The following is a 17,735-nucleotide window of genomic DNA, read 5'->3' on the forward strand; positions in this document are numbered from 1 at the left end:
GCTTGTCCGGCCCGGTCGCTCGAAGGCCATTACCGAGAGCAGAATTTGAGTGGAGAACACCATGAGTGCAGTTCAGAGCGTCGGCCCGCAAGCGTTGCCGGCACTGCAGGAACAAGTCGAGCAGATCCTCGCCGAGGCCAAGCGGCAGGGTGCCAGTGCGTGCGAGGTGGCGGTGTCCCTGGAGCAGGGCCTGTCGACATCGGTACGCCAGCGCGAGGTGGAAACCGTCGAATTCAATCGTAACCAAGGCTTTGGCATCACCTTGTACGTGGGCCAGCGCAAGGGCTCGGCCAGCACATCGGCCAGCGGCCCGGAGGCCATTCGCGAAACCGTCGCCGCGGCACTGGCGATTGCCAAGCACACTTCCGAAGACGAAGCATCCGGTCTGGCCGATGCCGCTCTGATGTGCAAAGAGTTGCGGGATTTTGACCTGTTCCACGCCTGGGACATCACCCCTGAACAGGCCATCGAGCAGGCGCTGCGTTGCGAAGCGGCGGCGTTCGATGCCGACTCGCGGATCAAGAACGCCGACGGTACGACGCTCAATACCCACCAGGGCTGCCGCGTCTACGGCAACAGCCACGGTTTCATCGGCGGTTATGCATCGACCCGTCACAGCCTTAGCTGCGTGATGATCGCCGAAGCCAACGGCCAGATGCAGCGCGACTACTGGTACGACGTGAGCCGCCAGGGCACCTTGCTGGCGGACCCGGTGAGCATCGGCCAGAAAGCCGCGCAACGGGCGGCCAGCCGCCTGGGCGCGCGACCGGTGCCGACCTGCGAAGTGCCAGTGCTGTTTTCTGCCGAGTTGGCCGGTGGCCTGTTCGGCAGTTTCCTGTCGGCGGTGTCCGGCGGCAACCTGTACCGCAAGTCGTCGTTCCTCGAGGGCGCGCTGGGCCAGAAACTGTTCCCGGAATGGATGACCATCGACGAGCGTCCGCACCTGATGCAAGCCATGGGCAGCTCGGCGTTCGATGGCGATGGCCTGGCCACCTATGCCAAGCCGTTTGTGGAAAACGGCGAGCTGGTGTCCTACATCCTCGGCACCTATTCGGGCCGCAAGCTCGGGATGCCGAGCACCGCCAATGCCGGCGGCGTGCATAACCTGTTCGTGACCCATGGCGAAGAAGACCAGGCCGCCTTGCTGCGGCGCATGGGCCGAGGCTTGCTGGTGACCGAACTGATGGGCCACGGCCTGAACATGGTCACCGGCGACTATTCCCGTGGCGCGGCGGGTTTCTGGGTCGAGAACGGCGAGATCCAGTTCCCGGTCCAGGAAGTGACCATCGCTGGCAACATGCGCGACATGTTCAAGCAGATCGTGGCCGTGGGCAACGACTTGGAGTTGCGCAGCAACATCCGCACCGGCTCGGTGCTGATCGAGCGGATGATGGTGGCGGGTAGCTGATACTCATCCCATAAAAAAGGCGCGTCATCCGCTGGGTGACGCGCCTTTTTTGTATCCGAAAATCCTGTGGCGACGACGCTTTTGTGGCGAGGGAGCTTGCTCCCGATGGGCCGCGAAGCGACCCCAAAATCTTGCGGTCGCTGCGCAACCGAGCGGGAGCAAGCTCCCTCGCCACGATGAATTTGTGGTGCCTTATGGTTGTGTTGCTTCTTATTATCATCTAATAATGAATCTCATTAGCCGAGTGAGCCCCGGTCATGAGTTCTGCCCTGCACGAACAACCCTACTTTGAAAGCTGGCGCTGGATGAGTCGCCAGATCCGTTGCGCGATGAACCCGGATGAGCCGCGGCTGATCGAGCACTACCTGGCCGAGGGCCGCTACCTGGCCTGTTGCACCGCCACCTCGCCGTGGATGATCTCCGAAACCGCCTTCCGCCTGCTGCTCGACACCGCCTCGGACGTCGCGCTGCCCTGGCATTGGCGCAGCCTCTGCCTCGACCAGGCTTGGCGCCCCTTGCGTGACCTCGAACGACAATCATTGTGCCGCTGCCGCCTCAAGCTCTGGCAGAGCCATGCCTGGGCGCTGGCGACCTGCGCCCTGGCGCCATCGATTCCCCTTATTGAACTGGTGCAAGGATCTCCCGATGAGTAATACCCGTATCGAACGCGACAGCATGGGCGAGCTGCACGTCCCGGTGGACGCCCTCTATGGCGCCCAGACCCAGCGTGCCGTGGATAATTTCCCAGTCAGCGGCCAGCGCATGCCGGCGCCGTTCATTCGCGCCCTGATCCTGGCCAAGGCCGCGGCCGCCCGGGCCAACGTAGAGCTGGAACAAATCAGCGCGGCCCAGGGCAAGGCCATCGTCGATGCCGCCCTGGGGCTACTCGAAGGCCGTTTCATGGATCATTTTCCGGTGGATATCTTTCAGACCGGCTCCGGCACCAGCTCCAACATGAACGCCAACGAAGTGATCGCCACCCTTGCCAGCGGTCTGCTGGGAGAGGCGATCAACCCGAATGACCACGTCAACTGCGGCCAGAGCAGCAACGACATCATCCCCACCAGCATTCATGTCAGCGCCGCGCTGGCCTTGCATGAGCAATTGCTGCCGGCGTTGTTGCACCTGGTGCAGGTGATCGAGCGCAAGGCCGAAGACGTCCACCCGTTCATCAAGACTGGCCGCACCCACCTGATGGATGCCATGCCGGTGCGCCTGAGCCAGGTGCTCGACGGTTGGGCGCAACAGCTCAAGGCCAATATCGGCCACTTGCAGGACCTGCTGCCGAGCCTGCAATCCCTGGCCCAGGGCGGCACGGCGGTCGGCACTGGGGTCAATGCCCATCCACGCTTCGCCGAGTTGTTCAGCCAGCAACTGACCCAATTGACCCAGGTGCAATTCACTCCGGGCAAGAACCTGTTCGCGCTGATCGGCTCCCAGGACACCGCCGTGGCGGTTTCCGGGCAGCTCAAGACCACGGCCGTGTCGCTGATGAAAATCGCCAACGACCTGCGCTGGATGAATTCCGGGCCGCTGGCAGGCCTGGGCGAGATCGAACTCGAAGGCCTGCAGCCGGGCTCCTCGATCATGCCCGGCAAGGTCAATCCGGTCATTCCCGAAGCCACCGCGATGGTCGCGGCCCAGGTGATCGGCAACGACACGGTGATCACCATCGCCGGTCAATCGGGCAACTTCGAATTGAACGTGATGCTGCCGATCATCGCCCAGAACCTGTTGAGCAGCATCACCCTGATGTCCACCGCCAGCCGCTTGCTGGCCGATAAGGCCATCGCCACGTTCAAGGTCAACGAAGCCAGGCTCAAGGAAGCGTTGTCACGCAACCCGATCCTGGTGACCGCGCTGAATCCGATCATCGGTTACCAGAAGGCTGCTGAAATCGCCAAGAAGGCTTACCAGCAAGGCCGGCCGGTCATCGATGTCGCCCTGGAACACACCGACCTGTCTCGCAGCGAGCTCGAAGTCCTGTTGGACCCGGAGAAGCTCACCGCCGGCGGCGTGTAACCCCGACACCTGTGTGGAGGACTCATCATGGAACACTGGAAACGTACGATCGAACGGGCCAATCGCTGTTTCATGCAAGGTGAGCTGGTAGACGCTCGCGAAGCCTACCTGCAAGCCCTGGCGTTGGCCCAAGTGCTGTACGAGCGCTGGGCGGATGCCGACGAAGCGGTCGCCGCTTGCGTCGTCTCCCATCACAACCTGGCGGACCTGCACTTGCGCCTGAACCAGCCAGAGGAGAGCGCCGAATACTTGTGTGCGATCCACCAACGGTTGTTGCAGACGATGCAGGACGAACGCCTGACACCGGCCCTGCGCGCCGCCGCGCAGCGCCAGAGCCACAAGACCTACGTCGAACTGCTGAATTTCATCAGCGAGCACGGTGAGTACCCACGCACCCAGCGCCTGTTGCACTGCAATGCCGCCACGCCCCGGCAGCGCTATGCCTCTCTTCATCATGGAGTTCATTGAACATGGCTTTTACCTTGCCTGCATTGCCCTACGCCTACGACGCCCTGGAACCGCACATCGATGCGCAAACCATGGAGATCCACTACACCAAGCACCACCAGACCTACATCAATAACCTCAACGCAGCGGTGGACGGCACCGAATACGCCGAGTGGCCCGTCGAAAAACTGGTGTCCAGCGTGGAGCAGTTGCCGCCAAGCCTGAAGGCTGCGGTGATCAACCAGGGCGGTGGCCACGCCAACCATTCGTTGTTCTGGGAGGTGATGACGCCCCGGGGCGGCGGCCAGCCCGAGGGCGCCCTGGCGGCGGCGATCGATGGGCAACTGGGCGGTATCGAGCGTTTCAAGGAGGCTTTCACCAAAGCGGCGCTGACCCGTTTCGGCAGCGGCTGGGCCTGGTTGAGCGTGACCCCGCAAAAGACCCTGGTGGTGGAAAGCAGCGGTAACCAGGACAGTCCGTTGATGAATGGCAACACGCCGATTCTTGGCCTGGACGTCTGGGAGCATGCCTATTACCTGCGCTACCAGAACCGTCGTCCGGAATACATCAACGCGTTCTACAACGTGATCAACTGGCCTGAAGTCGCCCGACGCTATCAGGCGGCGCTGGCTTCGAGCCCTTCATGAACACCCGCCAAGGCTGACTATGGATACTCAAACACTGGCGATTGGAAGCGGACGGATGTTCCGCTATGCCTTGGGGTCGTTGTTGCTGTTGGCCGGGATGACGTTGTTGGCGGCCCAAGGCCTGGCGTGGCTGGACCTGGAGCCCAGGTTGTTGCGGGCTCTCCAGGGAGGTGGGCTTTGCGCCTTGGGCACTGCGCTGGGGGCGGTGCCAGTGCTGGTCATCCGGCGCATGCCCCAGGCCGTGAGCGATTCGCTGCTGGGCTTCGGTGCCGGGGTGATGCTCGCCGCCACGGCGTTTTCGCTGATCGTGCCGGGCATTGCCGCGGCCGAGCAGTTGGGGTTCACGCCTTGGGCGGCCAGCGGCCTCATCTGTTTTGGCATTCTGTCGGGGGCGTTCGGGCTGTACCTGGTGGACCGCAAGGTCTCGGCCAGCCCCGAAAGGCTGGTGGCGGTGCCTGGACGTCCGATCATTGCGCCGCGGATCTGGTTGTTCGTGTTTGCCATCATCGCTCACAACATTCCGGAAGGCATGGCGGTGGGCGTGTCGGCGGGCGGTGGCATGCCGGATGCCGACAGCCTGGCGATGGGCATCGCTTTGCAGGATGTCCCCGAGGGGTTGGTGATCGCGCTGGTGCTGGCCGCGGCGGGCATGTCGCGGGTCAAGGCGTTCCTGATTGGCGCGGCGTCAGGGCTGGTCGAGCCCGTATTCGCGCTGCTGTGCGCCTGGCTGGTGAGCCTGGCCGAGATGCTCTTGCCCCTAGGCCTGGCGTTGGCGGCCGGGGCGATGCTGCTGGTGGTGACCCACGAGGTCATTCCCGAATCCCGCCGCAATGGTCACGAGAAACTGGCGAGCCTGGGGTTGTTGGTGGGGTTTTGTCTGATGATGGTGCTGGATACGGCGTTGGCGTGATGCAGGTCTGCGGGGGAGTGAGCTTTTTGTGGCAAGGGCGCTTTCATGACAAGGGAGCTTTTGTGGCGAGGGAGCTTGCTCCCTCGCCACAAAGGCTAGCTCTGTCCACACAACAAGCGCGCCTTGAGCTTGGGCGGTTATTCGCCTTCGTCGAAGTATCTTTTGATCAGGTCAACCAGAGCATCCATCGCTTCCTGCGCCTCTTCACCTTCAGTGCTCAGATGGATCTTGGTGCCCTTGCCGGCGGCGAGCATCATCATCGCCATGATGCTTTTACCGTCGACCGTGGACTCCGGCGTGCGGCCGACCCTGATGGTGGTGTCCTTGAACTGTCCCGCGACTCCGACAAACTTGGCCGACGCTCGGGCATGCAACCCCAGCTTGTTGATGATTTCAATTTCCCGAGCAGGCATCGCGATGTGAATCCTTTAGCTGAGGTCGCGGTGGCGAACCTGGACATTCTTCAGGGATTGTTGCAGGAGCTGACCCAGGCGTTCGGTCAGGTAGACGGAGCGGTGATGACCGCCGGTGCAACCGATGGCGATCGTGACATAGGCCCGGTTGCTCGCGGCAAAGCGGGGTAGCCATTTGAGCAGGTAGCTGGAGATGTCCTGGTACATTTCCTCGACATCCGGCTGTGCGGCCAGGTAGTCGATCACCGGTTGGTCAAGCCCGGACTGCTCGCGCAATTCCGGTTTCCAATAAGGGTTGGGCAGGCAACGCACATCGAACACCAGGTCGGCGTCTACCGGCATGCCACGCTTGAAGCCGAACGACTCCACCAGGAACGCGGTGCCCGGCTCCGGCTGGTTCAGCAGGCGCAGCTTGATTGTGTCGCGCAACTGATACAGGTTCAGGTGGGTGGTGTTGACCTTCAGGTCCGCCAGGTCGGCGATCGGCCCCAACAGCTGGCTTTCATCCTCGATGGCTTCGGCCAGGGAGCGGTTGGCGTTGCTCAGGGGGTGACGCCGGCGCGTTTCGGAAAAACGCTTGAGCAGCGTCTCCTCATCGGCATCCAGGTACAACACATCGCATTGGATATGCCGGCTGCGCACTTCCGCGAGCAGTTCGGGAAAGCGCGACAGGTGGCTCGGCAGGTTGCGTGCATCGATAGACACCGCCACCAGCGGCTGCGCCAGCTCGGTGTGGATCAGGGCGCGCTCGGCCAGTTCCGGCAGCAGGCCGGCGGGCAGGTTGTCGATGCAGTAGTAGCCGCTGTCCTCAAGCACGTTGAGGGCCGTGCTTTTACCGGAGCCGGAGCGGCCACTGACGATGATCATGCGCATGTTTAATGACCGTTCTGCTCGTCCAGGACCACCTGGTACAGAGCTTCGTTACTCGGCGCGCTGCGCAGTTTTTCGCGCACTTCCTTGCGGTCCAGCATGCTGGCAATCTGGCGCAGCAGCTCGAGGTGCGCATCGGTCGCCGCTTCCGGAACCAGCAATACAAACAGCAGGTCGACCGGCGCGCCGTCGATGGCGTCGAAATCTATGGGGGCTTCAAGGTGCAACAGTGCGCTGATTGGCGTGGTGCAACCCTTGAGGCGGCAATGGGGAATGGCGATGCCGTTGCCAAAACCGGTGGAACCGAGTTTTTCACGGGCAACCAGGGCCTCGAAGACGTCCTGCATTTCCAGATCCGGCACCTCGCGGTGGATCAGGTTGGCAATTTGTTCGAGGGCTTTCTTTTTACTGCCGCCCGGCGCGTTCACTTGGGAACGGCCGGGGGTCAGGATGGTTTCTAGTCGGATCATGGATTGGGGGGGTTAACGACCGGTCGCGCCCTGGAGGAGGCTCTGGGTCTTTTCCTTATGCTTTTTGAGTTGGCGATCCAGCTTGTCGGTCAGCAGGTCAATCGCGGCATACATGTCTGTGTGCTCTGCGTTGGCAACCACTTCTCCGCCGGGGATATGCAGCGTGGCTTCGATTTTCTGCAGCAGCTTTTCGACGTTCATCGTGACTTGCACGTTGGTGATCTTGTCGAAATGCCTCTCCAATCGGTCGAGTTTTTCGCCGATGTAGGTGCGCAGGGGTTCGGTCACTTCCAGTTGGTGTCCACTGATGTTGACTTGCATACAGCTTCTCCTTCGTTGCCAGTGCATAAAGCGGCAGGCAGAAATGCCTGCCACTGGAACGCTGTGGCGTGGCCTGTTACATCAACCGCTTGCGTTCGCTCGAAGGCGCGATCCCGAGGGATTCACGGTACTTGGCGACGGTACGGCGGGCCACCTGAATGCCTTGTGCCTCCAGTAAACCAGCGATCTTGCTGTCACTCAACGGCTTTTTCTGATTTTCCGCGGCCACCAGTTTTTTGATGATCGCGCGGATGGCCGTGGACGAGCATTCGCCGCCTTCGGAGGTGCTGACGTGGCTGGAGAAAAAGTATTTCAATTCATAGATGCCCCGGGGGGTATGCATGAATTTCTGGGTGGTCACCCGGGAAATCGTCGACTCGTGCATGCCCACTGCCTCGGCAATGTCATGCAGGACCAACGGTTTCATCGCTTCATCGCCGTACTCCAGGAAGCCGCGCTGATGCTCGACGATCTGGGTGGCCACTTTCATCAGGGTTTCGTTGCGGCTTTGCAGGCTCTTGATGAACCAGCGGGCTTCCTGCAACTGGTTGCGCATGAAGGTGTTGTCGGCGCTGGTGTCGGCGCGCTTGACGAAACCGGCGTACTGGGCGTTGACCCGCAGCTTGGGCACCGACTCCTGGTTGAGTTCCACCAGCCAGCGATCGTTGTGCTTGCGCACGATCACGTCGGGGACCACGTACTCGGGCTCGGTGGATTCGATCTGCGAGCCGGGGCGCGGGTTGAGGCTCTGCACCAGTTCGATGACCTGGCGCAGCTCATCTTCCTTGAGCTTCATGCGACGCATCAACTGGCTGTAGTCGCGACCGCCCAGCAGGTCGATGTAATCGGTGACCAGTCGCTTGGCTTCGGCCAGCCATGGCGTCTTGGCAGGCAACTGGCGCAGTTGCAGCAACAGGCACTCGCCCAGGTTGCGGGCGCCAATGCCGGCCGGTTCGAATTGCTGGATGCGATGCAGGACGGCTTCGATCTCGTCCAGCTCGATGTCGAGCTCGGGGTCGAAGGCTTCGAGGATTTCTTCGAGGGTCTCGTCCAGGTAGCCCTGGTTGTTGATGCAATCGATCAGGGTCACGGCGATCAGGCGATCGGTGTCGGACATCGGTGCCAGGTTCAGTTGCCACAGCAGGTGGCTTTGCAGGCTCTCGCCGGCCGAGGTGCGGGTGGTGAAGTCCCACTCGTCGTCATCGCTGCTGGGCAGGTTGCTGGCGCTGGTCTGGTAGACATCTTCCCAGGCCGTGTCCACGGGCAGTTCGTTGGGGATGCGCTCGTTCCATTCGCCATCCTCGAGGTTATCCACCGTTGGGGCGGCTTCCTGGTAGGACGGTTCCGGGATCTCGGTGTTGGTCTTCTGCTCGACGTTGTCGGCCAGCGGGTCGGTGTTATCGAAGTCGTCGCCTTCTTCCTGGCGTTCGAGCATCGGATTGGACTCCAGGGCCTCCTGGATTTCCTGTTGCAGGTCCAGGGTCGACAATTGGAGCAGGCGGATGGCCTGTTGCAGCTGCGGTGTCATCGTCAGCTGCTGGCCCATTCTCAAGACTAGCGATGGTTTCATGGCAGGGGCTTAACACCTTATTCGCCGGCGCACATGCGCCATCCACTACAGGGCGCCGGAGCGCCAAAATTAAGCAAATTATATGCCTGAAACTGAAGTGTTTGCCTAGAGCGTCGCCATAATAAAATTAAACGACGCCCAGGCAATTCGCCAGACACGTGTGCTTACAGGCGGAACTCATGGCCCAGGTACACTTCCTTGACCAGGTCATTGGCCAGGATCGCGGCGGAGTCTCCTTCGGCGATCAATTGGCCGTCATTGACAATGTAGGCGGTTTCGCAGATGTCCAAGGTCTCGCGCACGTTGTGGTCGGTGATCAGCACGCCGATACCCTTGGCCTTGAGGTGATGGATGATCTGCTTGATGTCGCCCACCGAGATCGGGTCCACGCCGGCGAACGGTTCGTCGAGCAGGATGAACTTCGGTGCGGTGGCCAGAGCGCGGGCGATTTCCACGCGGCGCCGTTCGCCACCCGACAGGCTCATGCCCAGGTTGTCGCGAATGTGGCTGATGTGGAATTCCTGCAGCAGGCTTTCCAGTTCCTGGCGACGGCCGGCCTTGTCGAGTTCCTTGCGGGTCTCGAGGATCGCCATGATGTTGTCGGCAACCGACAGTTTGCGGAAGATCGATGCTTCTTGCGGCAAATAGCCGATGCCGGCCTTCGCCCGACCGTGCATCGGCTGGTGGCTGACATCCAGGTCGTCAATCAGCACGCGACCCTGATCGGCCTGGACCAGGCCGACGATCATATAGAAGCAGGTGGTCTTGCCCGCGCCATTGGGGCCGAGCAGGCCGACGATCTGGCCGCTGTCGATGGACAGGCTGACATCACGCACGACTTGACGGCTCTTGTAGCTCTTGGCCAAGTGCTGAGCTTTCAGAGTTGCCATTACTGGGCCTTCTGCTCGGTTTTCTTTTTAGGCTGGATCACCATATCGATCCGCGGACGCTGCTCGGTCACCTTGCTGCCGGTGGCGCGACCGGCGCTGGCGAGTTTCTTGTTGGTGTCGTAGACGATTTTCTCGCCTTGGGTAACGTTGTTGTCCTTGTCGACGACCTTAGCACGGTCGATCAGAACCACGCGATCCTGGGAGGCGTGGTACTGGATAGTGACCCCGTAGCCCTGTACCGGCTTGGTGTCGCCCGCGGTTTGCATCTGTTCGAAATAGGCCAGGTTGCCCACCGAGGTCACCACATCGATATCGCCGGACGGGGTGCGGGTGATGGTCACGGTGTTGCCGGTGACCTTCATCGAGCCCTGGGTGATGATCACGTCGCCTTTATAGGTGGCGACGCCATTCTTGTCGTCGAGTTGGGCGTCGTCGGCCTGGATGCGGATAGGCTGGTCGCGGTCGTTGGGAAGAGCCCAGGCGCTCGCGCTTCCCAGTGCTGCGCCCAGACTGAGCAAAATAGGGAGGGTTTTAGCGAGCTTCATACTGTCCTCTTACGTTCGATAGCAGGTGTATCCTGCTTTCCTTCAAATACGCTTTCATTCCCGTGCCGGTCGATACACCCCCGGCGCCGTCGATTCTAACGGGTTGCTCGGTCTGCGCATATTCTTGCTGTGGGAACACGGTCATGCGTGTACTGGTGATGACGGTCGTGCGGTTTTTCTCGTCGGTTCGGGCAATGCGTACCGAGTCGATCAGTTCCACTTCGGTGCCACCGGAATTGACTTCGGCGTGCTCGCTCTGCACGTGCCACGGGAATTCGGTGCCGCGGAACATGTTCAGGTCCGGCTTGGTGACCAGCGTAATGTCAGTGGCCTTTACGTGGTCGACCTTGTCGGACGTCATCTCATATTGCACTTTGCCGTCGGGCAGGTACTGCAGGGTATGGGTGTTGGTGGCGTACCAGTCGATCCGCTCCTCGACCTGGGGTGCAGGCTGGTCGAGAAACCGTTCGGGGCTGATGTTCCAATAGCCCACTGCGGCGAAAATCGCCGCGATACAGGCAAACACCACAATGGTGCGAATCTTTTTGCTCAGCATAAATGGCTCACAGGTACGCGGCGTTGGCCGCTTCGAGGCGGCCCTGGGCGCGCAGGATCAGTTCACAGAATTCGCGGGCCGCACCTTCGCCGCCTCGCGCCGTGGTGACGCCGTGGGCATGCTCGCGGACGAAGCCGGCCGCGTTGGCGACCGCCATGCCCAGGCCGACCCGGCGAATCACCGGCAGGTCTGGCAGGTCGTCACCGAGGTAGGCCACCTGTTCATAGCTTAGGTTGAGTTGACCCAGAAGCTCGTCCAGCACCACCAGTTTGTCTTCGCGACCCTGGTAAAGGTGCGGGATGCCGAGGTTCTTCGCACGCCGTTCGACCACCGGAGTCTTGCGGCCGCTGATGATAGCGGTCTGTACGCCGGCGGCCATCAACATCTTGATACCTTGGCCGTCGAGGGTGTTGAAGGTCTTGAATTCGCTGCCGTCTTCGAGGAAGTACAGGCGACCGTCGGTCAGCACGCCGTCCACATCGAACACGGCCAACTTGATGGCTTTGCCCCGTTGCAACAGGTCTGTGTTCATTTACATGACTCCCGCACGCAGCAAATCGTGCATGTTCAGGGCGCCCACCGGACGGTCGTCGTCATCGACGACCACCAGGGCGCTGATCTTGTGGTCTTCCATGATTTTCAGGGCCTCGGCGGCGAGCATCTCGGCGCGGGCGGTCTTGCCGTGGGGCGTCATGACTTGTTCGATGGTCGCGCTGTGGATGTCGATGGTGCGGTCCAGGGTGCGGCGCAGGTCGCCGTCGGTAAAAATCCCGGCGAGCTTGCCGTCGGCCTCCAGGACCACCGTCATGCCCAGCCCCTTGCGGGTCATCTCCATGAGCGCGTCCTTGAGCAGTGTGCCGCGCACGACCTGTGGCAATTCCTGGCCGGCGTGCATCACGTTTTCGACTTTCAGCAGCAGGCGACGGCCGAGGGCGCCACCGGGATGGGAAAAAGCAAAGTCTTCCGCCGTGAAACCTCGGGCTTCCAACAGCGCCACGGCCAAGGCATCGCCCATGACCAGGGCGGCGGTGGTGGAGGAGGTCGGTGCCAGGTTCAACGGGCAGGCTTCGTGTTCGACATTGACATTGAGGTTCACTTCGGCGGCCTTGGCCAGCGGCGAGTCGGGGTTGCCGGTCACGCTGATCAACTGGATGCCCAGGCGCTTGATCAGCGGCAGCAGGGTGATGATTTCGTTGGTGGAGCCGGAGTTGGACAGGGCCAGGATGATGTCGTCCCGGGTGATCATGCCCATGTCCCCATGGCTGGCTTCGGCCGGATGGACGAAAAAGGCCGTGGTGCCAGTGCTGGCGAGGGTGGCGGCGATCTTGTTGCCGATGTGCCCGGACTTGCCCATGCCGACCACGACCACGCGGCCCTTGCTGGCCAGAATCATCTCGCAGGCGCGTACGAAATCAGCGTCGATATGGGGCAGCAAGCCTTGCACGGCTTCGAGCTCGAGGCGGATGGTACGTTGTGCCGATTGAATCAGGTCGCTGGATTGGCTCATGTCTGAAATCGTATAGCCCGATGAAAAGGCGGCGATTATAGCGGTAATGAACAATTCCCTCACGTAAGTTCGTCATGCTTTGTTCAAGGGGCCGCAACGTTTGACATAAAATGTGGCTTTTACCTTAAGCCAGGCTTAACGGGCGGGGCGTTGGCCTTGGGCGCTTGGCTGTTGCAGTGATATAGTTCGCCGCCGGTTCGCGTGCCCGGCGGTGCCGGCGCTTGTCGGCTGCCCAGGGCATTCGAATGTGAGGCTGCATCGCAAGGAGTTTAGATGAGTGCCGACAACGCCTACGCGGTCGAGCTGAAGGGGCTGTCCTTCAAGCGAGGGACGCGCAGCATTTTCAATGACATCGATATTCGCATACCACGGGGCAAGGTCACCGGCATCATGGGGCCTTCCGGGTGTGGCAAGACCACGCTGCTGCGGCTGATGGGGGCACAGTTGCGCCCCAGCGCCGGCGAAGTCTGGGTCAATGGCCAGAATCTTCCCCAATTGTCTCGCAGCGACCTGTTCGATGCGCGCAAGCACATGGGCGTGCTGTTCCAGAGCGGCGCGCTGTTCACCGACCTCGATGTGTTCGAGAACGTGGCGTTTCCGTTGCGGGTCCATACCGACCTGCCGGAAGAAATGATCCGCGACATCGTCCTGCTCAAGTTGCAGGCCGTCGGGCTGCGTGGCGCCATCGACCTGATGCCGGACGAGCTGTCCGGCGGCATGAAGCGGCGGGTCGCGCTGGCGCGGGCGATTGCCCTCGACCCGAAGATCCTCATGTACGACGAACCCTTCGTCGGCCAGGACCCGATCGCCATGGGTGTGCTCGTGCGCCTGATCCGCCTGCTCAACGATGCGCTGGGCATCACCAGTATCGTGGTCTCCCACGACCTGGCCGAAACCGCCAGCATTGCCGACTACATCTATGTGGTCGGCGATGGCCAGGTGCTGGGACAGGGCACACCGCAGGAACTGGCGGATTCGGACAACCCGCGTATTCGCCAATTCATGAAAGGTGATCCGGACGGGCCGGTGGCGTTCCATTTTCCGGCCACGGATTACCGTACCGATCTGCTGGGGAAGCGCTGATGCGCAAGAAATCACTATTGGAAAGAATTCGCCTGTTCGGCCGCTCCGGCATCGACGTGGTGGCGGTGCTGGGCCGTTCCTCGCTGTTCCTGATGCACGCATTGCTCGGTCGCAACGCGACGGGCGGCGGCTTTGGCCTGCTGGTCAAGCAGTTGCACTCGGTGGGTGTGATGTCCCTGGTGATCATCGTGGTCTCCGGGATCTTCATCGGCATGGTGCTGGCGCTGCAGGGCTTCAGCATTTTGTCCAGCTACGGTTCGGAGCAGGCGGTCGGGCAGATGGTCGCCCTGACGCTGCTGCGCGAGCTCGGCCCCGTGGTGACCGCGCTGCTGTTCGCCGGGCGGGCCGGTTCGGCGCTGACGGCTGAAATCGGTAACATGAAGTCCACCGAGCAGTTGTCCAGCCTGGAAATGATCGGCGTCGACCCGCTCAAGTACATCATTGCCCCGCGCCTGTGGGCCGGCTTCATTTCCCTGCCGGTGCTGGCGATGATTTTCAGCGTCGTGGGGATCTGGGGCGGTTCGTGGGTGGCCGTCGACTGGCTGGGGGTCTATGAGGGTTCCTACTGGGCCAACATGCAAAACAGCGTCGACTTCCTCGACGATGTTCTCAATGGCGTGATCAAAAGTGCCGTGTTCGCGTTCGTCGTGACCTGGATCGCCGTGTTTCAAGGCTATGACTGTGAGCCCACTTCAGAGGGGATCAGCCGTGCCACAACCAAGACCGTGGTGTACGCCTCGCTGGCGGTCCTGGGCCTCGACTTTATTCTGACCGCCTTGATGTTTGGAGATTTCTGATGCAAAACCGCACCCTGGAAATCGGTGTCGGCCTTTTCTTGCTGGCTGGCATCCTGGCTTTGCTGCTGCTGGCCCTGCGGGTCAGTGGACTGGCGCCGACGGCAAGCACCGATACTTATAAACTTTATGCCAATTTCGACAATATCGCCGGTTTGACGGTCAGAGCCAAGGTGACCATGGCCGGTGTGACCATCGGCAAGGTCACGGCAATCGATCTGAACCGCGAGGATTTCACCGGTCGGGTGACGCTGCAGCTGGAAAAGCGCGTGGACAACCTGCCGACTGACTCCACTGCATCTATTCTCACGGCCGGGCTGCTGGGCGAGAAATACATTGGCATCAGCGTGGGTGGGGAAGACACCGTGCTCAAGGACGGCGGGGTCATCCATGACACGCAGTCGTCCCTGGTGCTCGAGGACCTGATCGGTAAATTCCTGCTCAATACCGTTAGCAAAGACGCCAAATGAGGAGCTTTTGAATGATCTCTATCTTGCGACGTAGCCTGTTGGTGCTGCTCGCGGCGCTGCCGTTGATGGCCAACGCCGTGGCCGCGCCTTCGGCCCATGACATCATCCAGGACACGACCACCCGGTTGTTGGCGGACCTTGCCGCCAATAAAGAGAAATACAAGCAGGACCCCAGCGCGTTCTATGACGCGCTGAACGGCATCGTCGGCCCCGTGGTGGACGCCGATGGCATTTCCAAGAGCATCATGACCGTCAAGTACTCGCGCAAGGCAACCCCGGCGCAGATGACCCGCTTCCAGGAGAACTTCAAGCGCAGCCTGATGCAGTTCTATGGCAACGCCTTGCTGGAATACAACAACCAGGGCATCACCGTTTCCCCGGCCAAGGATGAAAGCGGCACCCGCACCAGCGTCGACATGCAGGTCAAGGGCAACAACGGCGCGGTCTACCCTGTCTCCTACACGCTGGAGAAAATCAACAGCGAGTGGAAGGTGCGCAACGTGATCATCAATGGCATCAACATTGGCAAGCTGTTCCGCGATCAGTTCGCCGATGCGATGCAGCGCAACGGCAACGACCTGGACAAGACCATCGACGGTTGGGCCGGTGAAGTCGCCAAGGCCAAGGAAGTGACCGAAGAAGCCAAAGAGAAGCAGGAACAATGATCGAGTCGGTGAGTGAGTCGGCCGTTCGTCTGGGCGGCGCCGGTGAGCTGCTGCTCAGTGGCGTGCTGGACTACCGCACCGGCCCGGCCTTGCGCAAGCAGGGCCAGGCGCTGATCAAGTCCGTCGGCGGCGCCGAAGTGATCATTGACTGCTCGGCGGTGCAGAAGTCCAGCAGTGTCGGCTTGTCGCTGCTGCTGTGCTTCATGCGGGACGCCAAGGCGGCCGGCAAAACGTGGAGCATCCGTGGGATGCCCGAAGACATGCGCGAAATAGCCCAGGTCAGCGAGCTGACCGAGCTGTTGGCGCACTCCTGACCCACATCGTTGGAAAAGTCCCCCCGTCAGAGTCCTGCTTCGCGGGGTTCGCAGGCGCGGGGCTTTTTTGTATGATGTGCGACCCGCGCGCACAGGGCGCCGATTGAGGTTGAGCATGCAGGCTGTAGAAGTGAAGAGCTTCCTTGAAGGAAAGCTGCCTGGTACGCAGGTGGAAGTTGAAGGCGAAGGCTGCAACTTCCAGCTGAACGTAATCAGCGATGAACTGGCGGCATTGAGCCCAGTGAAGCGTCAGCAGAGCATCTATGCCCATTTGAACCCATGGATTGCCGATGGCAGCATCCACGCGGTCACGATGAAATTTTTCAGCAGCGCGGCCTGGGCCGAGCGCACCTGAGCCCAAGGGCCTCGAGATTCTTATGGATAAACTGATTATTACCGGCGGCGTTCGTCTTGATGGCGAAATCCGTATTTCCGGGGCAAAGAACTCCGCCCTGCCCATCCTGGCCGCGACCCTGCTGTGCGACGGTCCTGTGACCGTGGCCAACCTGCCGCACCTGCACGACATCACCACGATGATCGAGCTGTTCGGCCGCATGGGCATCGAGCCTGTGATCGACGAGAAGCTCAGCGTCGAAATCGACCCACGCACCATCAAGACCCTGATCGCCCCGTACGAGCTGGTGAAGACCATGCGTGCGTCGATCCTGGTACTGGGGCCGATGGTCGCCCGTTTCGGTGAAGCCGAAGTCGCCTTGCCTGGCGGCTGTGCCATCGGCTCGCGTCCGGTGGACCTGCACATCCGCGGCCTGGAAGCCATGGGCGCGGTGATCGACGTCGAAGGTGGCTACATCAAGGCCAAGGCGCCGAAAGGCGGTTTGCGCGGCGCGCACTTCTTCTTCGATACCGTCAGCGTGACCGGTACCGAGAACATCATGATGGCCGCCGCACTGGCCAAGGGCCGCAGCGTGCTGCAAAACGCCGCTCGCGAGCCTGAAGTGGTCGACTTGGCGAACTTCCTGATCGCCATGGGCGCCAAGATCAGCGGTGCCGGCACCGACACCATCACCATCGATGGCGTCGAGCGGCTGCATTCGGCCACCTACAAAGTGATGCCGGACCGGATCGAAACCGGCACCTACCTGGTGGCCGCTGCCGTCACCGGTGGCCGTGTCAAGGTCAAGGATACCGATCCGACCATCCTCGAAGCCGTCCTGGAGAAACTCAAGGAAGCCGGTGCCGAAGTCACCTGCGGCGAAGACTGGATCGAAGTGAACATGCACGGCAAGCGGCCCAAGGCTGTCAACGTGCGGACCGCGCCATACCCGGCGTTCCCGACCGACATGCAGGCGCAGTTCATCTCCCTCAACGCCATTGCCGAAGGCACCGGCGCGGTGATCGAGACGATCTTCGAAAACCGCTTCATGCACGTCTACGAACTGCACCGCATGGGCGCCAAGATCCAGGTCGAAGGCAACACGGCCATCGTCACCGGCACCGAGAAACTCAAGGGCGCGCCCGTCATGGCCACCGACCTGCGGGCTTCGGCCAGCCTGGTCATCTCGGCCCTGATTGCCGAAGGCGATACCCTGATCGACCGCATCTACCACATCGACCGTGGCTACGAGTGCATCGAAGAAAAACTGCAGATGCTCGGCGCCAAGATCCGCCGCGTGCCGGGCTAATTGGAAAGTGACTGCGCGGCGATCAGGCAAGGCGAAAACAGGCGAGGAAGCGGAGTTGACTGGTTGTCAATGAGCATTCCGAGCCTGTTTTCAACGCAGTATGATCGTCGCGCAGGCGCTTTCCGTGGGCACAAGGATGTGCCCGTTGATTTTGTTTCACATCGAGGGTCTTTGCACCCTCGATGTGTGT

The 17,735-nt window shown here is 61.3% G+C and carries 23 protein-coding genes; 13 read left to right on the forward strand and 10 right to left on the reverse strand.

Annotated elements, in window-relative coordinates:
- The first annotated feature begins 61 nt into the window (after positions 1-61).
- From pmbA to AC515T_RS04470, 6 genes are all read left to right on the forward strand, one after another.
- On the forward strand, positions 62-1,408 hold the full coding sequence (gene pmbA, locus AC515T_RS04445; protein ID WP_496531579.1) for a metalloprotease PmbA: 1,347 nt from the start codon (positions 62-64) through the stop codon (positions 1,406-1,408).
- 257 nt (positions 1,409-1,665) lie between these two features.
- A complete protein-coding gene (locus tag AC515T_RS04450; RefSeq protein WP_496531580.1) occupies positions 1,666-2,061 on the forward strand; it encodes a FagA protein in 396 nt (131 codons plus the stop codon).
- A complete protein-coding gene (locus tag AC515T_RS04455; RefSeq protein ID WP_496531581.1) occupies positions 2,054-3,430 on the forward strand; it encodes a class II fumarate hydratase in 1,377 nt (458 codons plus the stop codon). Before AC515T_RS04450 ends, AC515T_RS04455 begins: the two co-directional genes overlap by 8 nt.
- Positions 3,431-3,457: 27 nt before the next feature.
- Positions 3,458-3,898: a DUF2753 family protein gene (locus AC515T_RS04460; protein ID WP_496531582.1), complete on the forward strand. Its 441-nt coding sequence runs from the start codon at positions 3,458-3,460 to the stop codon at positions 3,896-3,898.
- Positions 3,899-3,900: 2 nt separating this feature from the next.
- Positions 3,901-4,524 carry a superoxide dismutase gene (locus AC515T_RS04465; RefSeq protein WP_496531583.1) on the forward strand — a complete coding sequence of 208 codons (624 nt, stop codon included), beginning with the start codon at positions 3,901-3,903 and terminating at the stop codon, positions 4,522-4,524.
- Positions 4,525-4,543: 19 nt separating this feature from the next.
- Positions 4,544-5,434 carry a ZIP family metal transporter gene (locus AC515T_RS04470; RefSeq protein ID WP_496531584.1) on the forward strand — a complete coding sequence of 297 codons (891 nt, stop codon included), beginning with the start codon at positions 4,544-4,546 and terminating at the stop codon, positions 5,432-5,434.
- Positions 5,435-5,571: 137 nt separating this feature from the next.
- Here the strand turns inward: AC515T_RS04470 and AC515T_RS04475 are convergent, their stop codons facing one another.
- From AC515T_RS04475 to AC515T_RS04520, 10 genes are all read right to left on the reverse strand, one after another.
- Positions 5,572-5,847 (reverse strand): HPr family phosphocarrier protein, encoded by a 276-nt coding sequence (locus tag AC515T_RS04475; RefSeq protein ID WP_496531585.1) that lies wholly within the window; start codon positions 5,845-5,847, stop codon positions 5,572-5,574.
- A gap of 15 nt (positions 5,848-5,862) precedes the next feature.
- Entirely contained in the window at positions 5,863-6,720 is an 858-nt protein-coding gene (gene rapZ, locus AC515T_RS04480; RefSeq protein WP_496531586.1) for an RNase adapter RapZ, read from the reverse strand.
- Positions 6,721-6,722: 2 nt separating this feature from the next.
- The gene (ptsN, locus tag AC515T_RS04485) at positions 6,723-7,187 is read right to left on the reverse strand and encodes a PTS IIA-like nitrogen regulatory protein PtsN (RefSeq protein WP_496531587.1); all 465 of its coding nucleotides are present in this window, start codon (positions 7,185-7,187) and stop codon (positions 6,723-6,725) included.
- A 12-nt stretch (positions 7,188-7,199) separates the two neighbouring features.
- Positions 7,200-7,508: a ribosome hibernation-promoting factor, HPF/YfiA family gene (gene hpf / locus AC515T_RS04490; protein ID WP_003178005.1), complete on the reverse strand. Its 309-nt coding sequence runs from the start codon at positions 7,506-7,508 to the stop codon at positions 7,200-7,202.
- Between the two features lie 76 nt (positions 7,509-7,584).
- Complete coding sequence (locus AC515T_RS04495) at positions 7,585-9,078, reverse strand: RNA polymerase factor sigma-54 (RefSeq protein ID WP_072410874.1); 1,494 nt, start codon at positions 9,076-9,078, stop codon at positions 7,585-7,587.
- A gap of 164 nt (positions 9,079-9,242) precedes the next feature.
- Positions 9,243-9,968: an LPS export ABC transporter ATP-binding protein gene (lptB, locus tag AC515T_RS04500; RefSeq protein ID WP_018614004.1), complete on the reverse strand. Its 726-nt coding sequence runs from the start codon at positions 9,966-9,968 to the stop codon at positions 9,243-9,245.
- Positions 9,968-10,513, reverse strand: coding sequence for a lipopolysaccharide transport periplasmic protein LptA (lptA, locus tag AC515T_RS04505; RefSeq protein WP_496531588.1), 546 nt, complete (start codon positions 10,511-10,513; stop codon positions 9,968-9,970). Before lptA ends, lptB begins: the two co-directional genes overlap by 1 nt.
- A complete protein-coding gene (gene lptC, locus AC515T_RS04510; protein WP_496531589.1) occupies positions 10,500-11,069 on the reverse strand; it encodes an LPS export ABC transporter periplasmic protein LptC in 570 nt (189 codons plus the stop codon). Before lptC ends, lptA begins: the two co-directional genes overlap by 14 nt.
- 7 nt (positions 11,070-11,076) lie before the next feature.
- On the reverse strand, positions 11,077-11,601 hold the full coding sequence (locus AC515T_RS04515) for a KdsC family phosphatase (protein WP_489101874.1): 525 nt from the start codon (positions 11,599-11,601) through the stop codon (positions 11,077-11,079).
- Positions 11,602-12,576, reverse strand: coding sequence for a KpsF/GutQ family sugar-phosphate isomerase (locus tag AC515T_RS04520; protein WP_496531590.1), 975 nt, complete (start codon positions 12,574-12,576; stop codon positions 11,602-11,604).
- 273 nt (positions 12,577-12,849) lie between these two features.
- On the opposite strand from AC515T_RS04520, the gene AC515T_RS04525 reads away from it, so the two are divergent.
- The 7 genes from AC515T_RS04525 (at position 12,850) to murA (ending at position 17,545) form a co-directional block, all read left to right on the forward strand.
- On the forward strand, positions 12,850-13,659 hold the full coding sequence (locus AC515T_RS04525; RefSeq protein ID WP_092205009.1) for an ATP-binding cassette domain-containing protein: 810 nt from the start codon (positions 12,850-12,852) through the stop codon (positions 13,657-13,659).
- Entirely contained in the window at positions 13,659-14,456 is a 798-nt protein-coding gene (mlaE, locus tag AC515T_RS04530) for a lipid asymmetry maintenance ABC transporter permease subunit MlaE (RefSeq protein ID WP_496531591.1), read from the forward strand. Before AC515T_RS04525 ends, mlaE begins: the two co-directional genes overlap by 1 nt.
- Entirely contained in the window at positions 14,456-14,923 is a 468-nt protein-coding gene (gene mlaD / locus AC515T_RS04535) for an outer membrane lipid asymmetry maintenance protein MlaD (protein ID WP_003178020.1), read from the forward strand. Before mlaE ends, mlaD begins: the two co-directional genes overlap by 1 nt.
- 11 nt (positions 14,924-14,934) lie before the next feature.
- Positions 14,935-15,588, forward strand: coding sequence for an MlaC/ttg2D family ABC transporter substrate-binding protein (locus AC515T_RS04540; RefSeq protein ID WP_060739150.1), 654 nt, complete (start codon positions 14,935-14,937; stop codon positions 15,586-15,588).
- 8 nt (positions 15,589-15,596) lie between these two features.
- Positions 15,597-15,902, forward strand: a complete 306-nt coding sequence (locus tag AC515T_RS04545) for an STAS domain-containing protein (RefSeq protein ID WP_496533074.1) — start codon at positions 15,597-15,599, stop codon at positions 15,900-15,902.
- Between the two features lie 115 nt (positions 15,903-16,017).
- A complete protein-coding gene (locus AC515T_RS04550) occupies positions 16,018-16,257 on the forward strand; it encodes a BolA family protein (RefSeq protein ID WP_007953556.1) in 240 nt (79 codons plus the stop codon).
- Between the two features lie 22 nt (positions 16,258-16,279).
- Positions 16,280-17,545, forward strand: coding sequence for a UDP-N-acetylglucosamine 1-carboxyvinyltransferase (murA, locus tag AC515T_RS04555; RefSeq protein WP_496531592.1), 1,266 nt, complete (start codon positions 16,280-16,282; stop codon positions 17,543-17,545).
- Positions 17,546-17,735 lie beyond the last annotated feature (190 nt).

It is taken from the genome of Pseudomonas sp. FSO-7 (genome assembly GCF_059579345.1).

Bases quoted from the DNA above. Each gene is read 5' to 3' on its own strand.
- AC515T_RS04525 (WP_092205009.1), top strand. From the start codon at position 12,850: ATGAGTGCCGACAACGCCTACGCGGTCGAGCTGAAGGGGCTGTCCTTC.
- AC515T_RS04460 (WP_496531582.1), top strand. From the start codon at position 3,458: ATGGAACACTGGAAACGTACGATCGAACGGGCCAATCGCTGTTTCATG.
- lptA (WP_496531588.1), bottom strand. From the start codon at position 10,513: ATGAAGCTCGCTAAAACCCTCCCTATTTTGCTCAGTCTGGGCGCAGCA.
- AC515T_RS04450 (WP_496531580.1), top strand. From the start codon at position 1,666: ATGAGTTCTGCCCTGCACGAACAACCCTACTTTGAAAGCTGGCGCTGG.
- AC515T_RS04465 (WP_496531583.1), top strand. From the start codon at position 3,901: ATGGCTTTTACCTTGCCTGCATTGCCCTACGCCTACGACGCCCTGGAA.
- pmbA (WP_496531579.1), top strand. From the start codon at position 62: ATGAGTGCAGTTCAGAGCGTCGGCCCGCAAGCGTTGCCGGCACTGCAG.
- AC515T_RS04475 (WP_496531585.1), bottom strand. From the start codon at position 5,847: ATGCCTGCTCGGGAAATTGAAATCATCAACAAGCTGGGGTTGCATGCC.
- murA (WP_496531592.1), top strand. From the start codon at position 16,280: ATGGATAAACTGATTATTACCGGCGGCGTTCGTCTTGATGGCGAAATC.
- ptsN (WP_496531587.1), bottom strand. From the start codon at position 7,187: ATGATCCGACTAGAAACCATCCTGACCCCCGGCCGTTCCCAAGTGAAC.
- AC515T_RS04520 (WP_496531590.1), bottom strand. From the start codon at position 12,576: ATGAGCCAATCCAGCGACCTGATTCAATCGGCACAACGTACCATCCGC.
- AC515T_RS04515 (WP_489101874.1), bottom strand. From the start codon at position 11,601: ATGAACACAGACCTGTTGCAACGGGGCAAAGCCATCAAGTTGGCCGTG.
- AC515T_RS04455 (WP_496531581.1), top strand. From the start codon at position 2,054: ATGAGTAATACCCGTATCGAACGCGACAGCATGGGCGAGCTGCACGTC.
- AC515T_RS04550 (WP_007953556.1), top strand. From the start codon at position 16,018: ATGCAGGCTGTAGAAGTGAAGAGCTTCCTTGAAGGAAAGCTGCCTGGT.
- AC515T_RS04540 (WP_060739150.1), top strand. From the start codon at position 14,935: ATGATCTCTATCTTGCGACGTAGCCTGTTGGTGCTGCTCGCGGCGCTG.
- hpf (WP_003178005.1), bottom strand. From the start codon at position 7,508: ATGCAAGTCAACATCAGTGGACACCAACTGGAAGTGACCGAACCCCTG.
- rapZ (WP_496531586.1), bottom strand. From the start codon at position 6,720: ATGCGCATGATCATCGTCAGTGGCCGCTCCGGCTCCGGTAAAAGCACG.
- mlaD (WP_003178020.1), top strand. From the start codon at position 14,456: ATGCAAAACCGCACCCTGGAAATCGGTGTCGGCCTTTTCTTGCTGGCT.
- lptC (WP_496531589.1), bottom strand. From the start codon at position 11,069: ATGCTGAGCAAAAAGATTCGCACCATTGTGGTGTTTGCCTGTATCGCG.
- lptB (WP_018614004.1), bottom strand. From the start codon at position 9,968: ATGGCAACTCTGAAAGCTCAGCACTTGGCCAAGAGCTACAAGAGCCGT.
- AC515T_RS04495 (WP_072410874.1), bottom strand. From the start codon at position 9,078: ATGAAACCATCGCTAGTCTTGAGAATGGGCCAGCAGCTGACGATGACA.
- mlaE (WP_496531591.1), top strand. From the start codon at position 13,659: ATGCGCAAGAAATCACTATTGGAAAGAATTCGCCTGTTCGGCCGCTCC.
- AC515T_RS04470 (WP_496531584.1), top strand. From the start codon at position 4,544: ATGGATACTCAAACACTGGCGATTGGAAGCGGACGGATGTTCCGCTAT.